The 5,998-nt window shown below is 71.0% G+C and carries 5 protein-coding genes; all 5 read right to left on the bottom strand.

Annotated elements, in window-relative coordinates; genetic code table 11:
• Positions 1-292, bottom strand: a 292-nt coding sequence (locus AOK01_RS42235; RefSeq protein ID WP_425424798.1) for a ComF family protein, incomplete at its 3' end; no start/stop codon positions are given.
• 170 nt (positions 293-462) lie between these two features.
• Positions 463-2,316, bottom strand: a complete 1,854-nt coding sequence (locus AOK01_RS39300) for an LpqB family beta-propeller domain-containing protein (protein WP_055520335.1) — start codon at positions 2,314-2,316, stop codon at positions 463-465.
• Positions 2,306-4,441, bottom strand: a complete 2,136-nt coding sequence (gene mtrB, locus AOK01_RS39295) for an MtrAB system histidine kinase MtrB (RefSeq protein ID WP_055520334.1) — start codon at positions 4,439-4,441, stop codon at positions 2,306-2,308. The genes AOK01_RS39300 and mtrB overlap by 11 nt, the downstream gene beginning before the upstream one ends.
• A 1-nt stretch (position 4,442) precedes the next feature.
• Positions 4,443-5,132, bottom strand: a complete 690-nt coding sequence (gene mtrA, locus AOK01_RS39290; RefSeq protein WP_190852180.1) for a two-component system response regulator MtrA — start codon at positions 5,130-5,132, stop codon at positions 4,443-4,445.
• Between the two features lie 8 nt (positions 5,133-5,140).
• On the bottom strand, positions 5,141-5,998 hold an 858-nt coding region (gene mtnA / locus AOK01_RS39285; RefSeq protein ID WP_055520330.1), incomplete at its 5' end, for an S-methyl-5-thioribose-1-phosphate isomerase.

Here is a 5,998-nt window from a genome sequence, read left to right as displayed (position 1 = left end):
CTCCCAGCCCCGCCCGCACAGCCCCCGCCAGCGCCGCTCCGAGCGGCCCGGCGAGTATCAGCACCCCCCGTTCCTTGTGCGCGAGCAGCGCCGCCCTCACCTGGTCCTCGTAGGGAGCCGCCGCATACACCACCGGCAGTCCCGGTGGTTCGGGATCCGGTCGCACCCGGCTCGGGACGTCCCCCGTCAGGGCGGCACGGCACTCCGGGCAGAGCGCCGTGCGCAGCCGTCCACAACCTCCGCACTCGGCCGGAAGCACCAGGTCGGTGAGGTCCTGCCACCACCCCCGCATGCCCACCACTGTGCCAAAGCCCGAGCCCCCGCGGCAGGCCTGTGGACAACTGCCTGTGGACAACTCCCCGCGATCGTCGACGCGTTGTCCCTCACACGAGGGACGCACGAGGAGCCCACGAGGGACGACGCACCAGGGACGCGCCAGAGACGCCCATGGTCGCCCCGAACTCACCCCGGGTAGACCGGCGCCATCCCCGTCTTGACCACGGTCTGCCACTGCGAACCCGTCGAGAGCCGCACGATCCCGTCCTCCGAGTGCGCCATCAGCGGCAGCCGTTCGTCCTCGGAGGCGGCGATCTCCTTCACCCCGGTGAGCGCGGAGGGGGCCGGGCCGGCCGGCGTCGATCCGTCGACCTGGACGTACTGGATCTGCTGCACGCCGCGGGCCTCGCGTCCGACCACGACCAGGCGGCTGTCGCCGGCCCAGGACATGGCCGTGACCTCCTCCAGCTGCGGTGCCACCGACCGCAGTTCATGGATCGCGACAGCGCCCCTCTCACCGGCGCCCGGCGAGTCCGCCCGTTCGATCCGCCCCATGAGCAGGGTCGTCCGCTTGTCGTTGCGCACCATCAGCGCGATCCGCACGCCGTCCGCGGCCACCCGCACCGCCTCGATCCGCCCCTCAAGACCGGGAGTCGAGACCACCAGCGGATCGCCCGCGCCCTTCGGCAGCAGGAGCAGCCGGGAGTTCTCCGGGTCGCGGTCGGCCACCCACAGGTCGCCGCCCGCGTCCCAGCTGGGCGTCGCCAGCCCGTCGGCCTGGGACGCGGCCTCGCTGTGCAGCACGGCCTCCCCGAGCGAGCCGCCCGACGCCAGCGACCCCACGTACAGCGAGCGCCCGTCGAGCGACACTCCGGCGGCGGTGCCCTCGTCCCGCGAGACCGCGGCCGCCCGCAGTTCCTTGTCCCCGTCGCCGAGCGCGCCGGGCACCGGCTCGGGCTCCTGCTCGCTGCCGGCCCCCGGTATCCGCACCAGCCGCTTCTCGCCGTCGATGAAGTACTCGTACTCGGCACGCTTGGCCGGACCGTGCGCGACGTAGATCTCGGCCCGGTCCTCGCTGAGCACGCACGACTGGGAGCCGTCCGAACGCTGCAGCTCCACTTCCTCGATGCCGGTGGGCGTCAGGTCCTGGAGGGTGAACAGGATCTGGGCGGCCATCTCCGTGCACACGGTCTGTCCGATCCGGTCGGCCTTGGCGTTCAACGGCACCGTCAGCCGGTTCTGGTCGTCGGGCGTCAGCGACTTGACGCCCTTCTTCAGCGCCGTACCGGTGGGGAAACTCGACCTGACCACCGGCTTGAGCCAGCTCGTCGGCCCCTTCAGGACCGAGCGGACCATCTGCGTCACCGGGTCCACCTGCTCCCGTACGTAGACGGGGTCGGCGACCGCTCCGAGCTGGTCGTCGGTCCTGCCTTCCGTGTTCGAGGCGAAGTAGTACTTGTTGACGGACTCGTAGTTGCGCTGGAAGTCGGACATGCCCATCACCAGGCCCGCCGGCAGGGCGTCGATGCGCCACTCCTTGGCGCCGTCCGCCGCTTTCTGGTCCGTGAGGTGCACGGTCTCGTCGTACGCCCCCTCGGCGGGCTTGTAGGCGAACTGCGAGTCGACGGTGGCGACCTTGGTGCCGATCAGCGAGTAGGCGTAGTCACCGGTCGCCTCCCTGCTGCCGCTGTGCTCCGCCACGGTGTTCGGTCCGTCCGCGAGCACCGTCGTCGACCCGTTCGGACGCCACTCCCGCGACGCCTTGTCGGTCAGGTACTTGCGGGCCGTCTCGAATTCCGGGTCGTCGCTGGTCAGCGCTTCGAGGAAACCCTGGACGATCTCCTCGGGCTGCGCGTTCTCCCGCGGCGGCATCGCGAACACCCGGACCTGCGCGTCCGGCCGCTGAGAGGCCTCGACATCGCGCAGGTCCCCGCCGTCCGGCATCGACGCGCACCCGGCCAGCAGTACGGTCCCGCAGACGGCGTACACCGTCAGGTGCGCCGGACGCCGACGGCCGCCCCGATCGCGGTCAGCGCCCACGAGATGCCTCCCCCTGCTTCAGCTGCTGCGTCTGCTTCGTCTGTTCCGGCTGCGCGCCGGCTTCCGGGCCGCCCGCGGACGGCGCCGCTTCCGGCATGTCTTCGGACGTCTCTTCACGCGGGACTTCACGCCGGTCTTCGGACGTCTCTTCGGGCGCCGCGGCCGGGCCTCGGGTGTCCGCCGTGGGCCGCGGCACCACGCGCGCGCCGTTGCCGGGCAGCGCCGCCGGATCCACCGCGCCCGCCACCCTGGGGGCGCGCGCCGGCATCGGCGGCACCGTCCGCTCGCCGGCGGGCTGCGCCGGTACGGTGGCCAGTTTCTGGGTGCCGCCCAGGGGCAGCCCCGCGTCGTTCAGCCCGCGGTTGCGCCGCGAGTCCTTGGGCTCCAGTGGTATCGGCGAGCCCCGCAGCGGCTCGTCCGCCGTCCGCGGCACCGTCAGCCGGAACTGCGAGCCGCCGCCCGGTTCGCCCCACGCCTGCAGCCAGCCGCCGTGCAGCCGCGCGTCCTCCAGGGCGATGGACAGGCCCAGGCCCGTACCGCCGGTCGTACGCGCGCGTGCCGGGTCGGCCCGCCAGAAGCGGCTGAACACCCGGGTCGCTTCGCCGGGTTTGAGCCCCACTCCGTAGTCCCGCACCGCGACCGCGACGGCCCCGCCCGCGGACGCGAGTTTGACCACGACGTCCTTGCCCTCGCCGTGCTCGACGGCGTTGACCACGAGATTGCGCAGCACTCGCTCCACCCGCCGGGCGTCCGCCTCGGCGACCACGGGCTGCTGGTCCCCGACGACGCGTATGCGGGTGCCCTTGCGTTCGGCGAGCGGTTCGGCGCCGCTGATGACCCTGCGGACGACCTCCCGCAGGTCTATCGGCTCGGCTTCCAGGGCTGCCGCGCCGGCGTCGAAGCGGCTGATCTCCAGCAGGTCCGCCAGCAGCGTCTCGAACCGGTCCAGCTGGTCGGCGAGCAGCTCGGCCGACCGGGCGGTCATCGGATCGAAGTCCACGCGCGCGTCGTGGATGACATCGGCCGCCATCCGTACGGTCGTCAGCGGCGTACGCAGCTCGTGCGACACGTCGGACACGAACCGCCGCTGCATCCGCGACAGGTCCTCCAGCTGTTGGATCTTCAGCTGGAGGTTCTGGGCCATCTTGTTGAAGGCCTCGCCGAGCCGCGCGATGTCGTCCTCACCGGTGACCTTCATACGTTCCTGGAGGCGCCCGGCGGACAGCCGTTCGGCGATCCCGGCGGCCATCCGTACGGGCGTGACGACCTGGCGCACCACGAGCCAGGCGATCGCCCCGAGCAGCACCACGACGAACAGCCCGGCCGTCGCGAGCGTCCCCTTGACCAGGCTGAGCGACTTCTCCTCCTGCGTGAGCGGGAACAGGTAGTACAGCTGGTACGGGTCGCCCTTGGGGTCGTTGACCTGGGTGCCGATGATCAGCGCCGGCTGGGACTCCTGGCTGTTGGTGTAGACGATGCGCGTGTAGCTCTGGGTCGCGCCCCGGCCGGCGTCCACCCGCTCACGCAGGTTCTGGGGCACGCTGATGCTCGGGTTGACGTAGCCCGAGCCGCGCGGTCCGAGGGCCCTGCTGCTGTCCGCGGTGGTGGTGGCGAGGGTGACGACGCTGAACGCGCCCTGTCCGCCGCTGGAGAGCGACTCGACGAGGGAGTTCATCCAGCCGCTGACGTTCTGCACGGGGTTGTCGCCCGAGCCGGAGCGGTCGTCCCCGTCCGCGCCCATCGCGCTGTCGGCCTCCTGTTTGGCGACCGTGAACCCGCCCGTGGCCTGGCTCTGGGAAGCCTTCACCTTGGCGTCCAGCAGGCCGTTGCGCACCTGTCCGATCACCACGAAACCCAGCAGCAGGACGACACCCAGCGACATCAGCAGGGTCGTGACGACGACCTTGAGCTGGATGTTGCGCCGCCACAGCCGCATGACCGGCAGCAGCGGACGGCGCACCCAGCGCATGAAAAGGCGAAGGACCGGGCTGCCCTGCACTCCGCCCTGGAGCAGCCCGCCCTCGACGAACCGTCCCCAGCGGGAGCCCGTCATCTTCCGGCCGACAGGCCGCCCCGAGCGGGCCCCCGGTTCACCGGGCGCCGAAGCGGCACTGTCCCGGGACACGTCAGCTCGGTCCGGCCTTGTAACCGACGCCACGGACGGTCACCACGATCTCCGGCCGCTCCGGGTCCTTCTCGACCTTGGAGCGCAGCCGCTGCACATGGACGTTCACCAGACGGGTGTCCGCCGCATGCCGGTAGCCCCACACCTGCTCCAGCAGCACCTCACGCGTGAACACCTGCCACGGCTTGCGGGCCAGCGCCACCAGCAGGTCGAACTCCAGCGGGGTGAGCGCGATGGAGGCGCCGTCCCGCTTCACGGAGTGACCGGCCACGTCGATGACCAGATCGCCGATCGCGAGCTGCTCGGGCGCCGGTTCCTCGGACCTGCGCAGCCTGGCCCGGATCCGGGCCACCAGCTCCTTCGGCTTGAACGGCTTGACGATGTAGTCATCCGCACCCGACTCCAGGCCGACCACTACGTCGACGGTGTCGCTCTTCGCGGTGAGCATCACGATCGGCACCCCGGACTCCGCCCTGATCAGGCGGCACACCTCGATACCGTCCCGGCCGGGAAGCATCAGGTCCAGGAGCACCAGGTCGGGCTTGCTCTCACGGAAAGCGGCCAGCGCCCTGTCGCCGTCGGCTACGAAAGACGGCTCAAAACCTTCACCACGCAACACAATGCCGAGCATCTCGGCCAGTGCGGTGTCGTCATCGACGACAAGGACTCGTCCCTTCATAAACGACATCATCCCATTAACTAAATCGTTACTTGGCGTGACCTGTCACACAGCTCCGCAAGCGCCTCAACCGTCACGGGCGACACAACGCCCTCCTCGGTGACGATCGCCGTCACCAACTCGGGCGGCGTCACGTCGAACGCCGGGTTGTACGCCTGGGTCCCCAGGGGTGCCAGCGGTATCGCGCCCCCCGCTTCGCCTCCCGCCACGGGCACCAGCGGTGCTGTGATCTCCGTCACTTCATGACTGGCACGCTGCTCGACCTCGATCGATGCTCCGTTCGGAGTGTCCGGATCCACCGTCGTCAACGGCGCCACCACGATGAACGGCACATGGTGATACCTGGCCAGCACCGCGAGCGGATAGCTCCCCACCTTGTTCGCCACCGAACCATCGGCGGCGATCCGGTCCGCTCCGACGAGCACCGCATCCACCTCTCCCGCCGAGAACAGTGACCCGGCAGCGTTGTCCGTGAGCAAGGTGTACGCCATTCCGGCGCGCGCCGCCTCATAGGAGGTCAGGCGAGCACCTTGCAGCAAGGGACGCGTCTCGTCCACCCAGAGCCTGCGCAGCCGCCCCGCCCGGTGCGCCGCGAGCGCCACCGCGAACGCCGTGCCTTCCCCGCCGGACACCAGCGCCCCGGTGTTGCAGTGCGTGAGAACACGGTGGTTTCCCCCGGGCAGCAGCTCGTCGAGCAGCGCCAGACCGTGCACGGCCATACGCCCGCTGGCCTCGGCGTCTTCCCTGTGGAGCGCCCGCGCGGCGGCCAGCGCGGCCCCGGCGGCCTGCTCCTGGTCACCGCTGGCCCGCAGGACGGCGAGGTGGGCCTGCTGAGCCCGGCGAACCCCGTACGAGAGGTTCACCGCGGTGGGCCGCGC

Origin of the sequence: Streptomyces aurantiacus, from assembly GCF_001418335.1 — a bacterium.
GTDB lineage: Bacteria > Actinomycetota > Actinomycetes > Streptomycetales > Streptomycetaceae > Streptomyces > Streptomyces aurantiacus.
The sequence above is the reverse complement of the archived record's forward strand: the minus strand, read 5'-3'. Positions and strand labels throughout refer to the sequence as shown.

Excerpts from the sequence above, each read along its gene's own strand:
- mtrA (WP_190852180.1), bottom strand. The coding sequence starts at position 5,132 with ATGATGTCGTTTATGAAGGGACGAGTCCTTGTCGTCGATGACGACACC.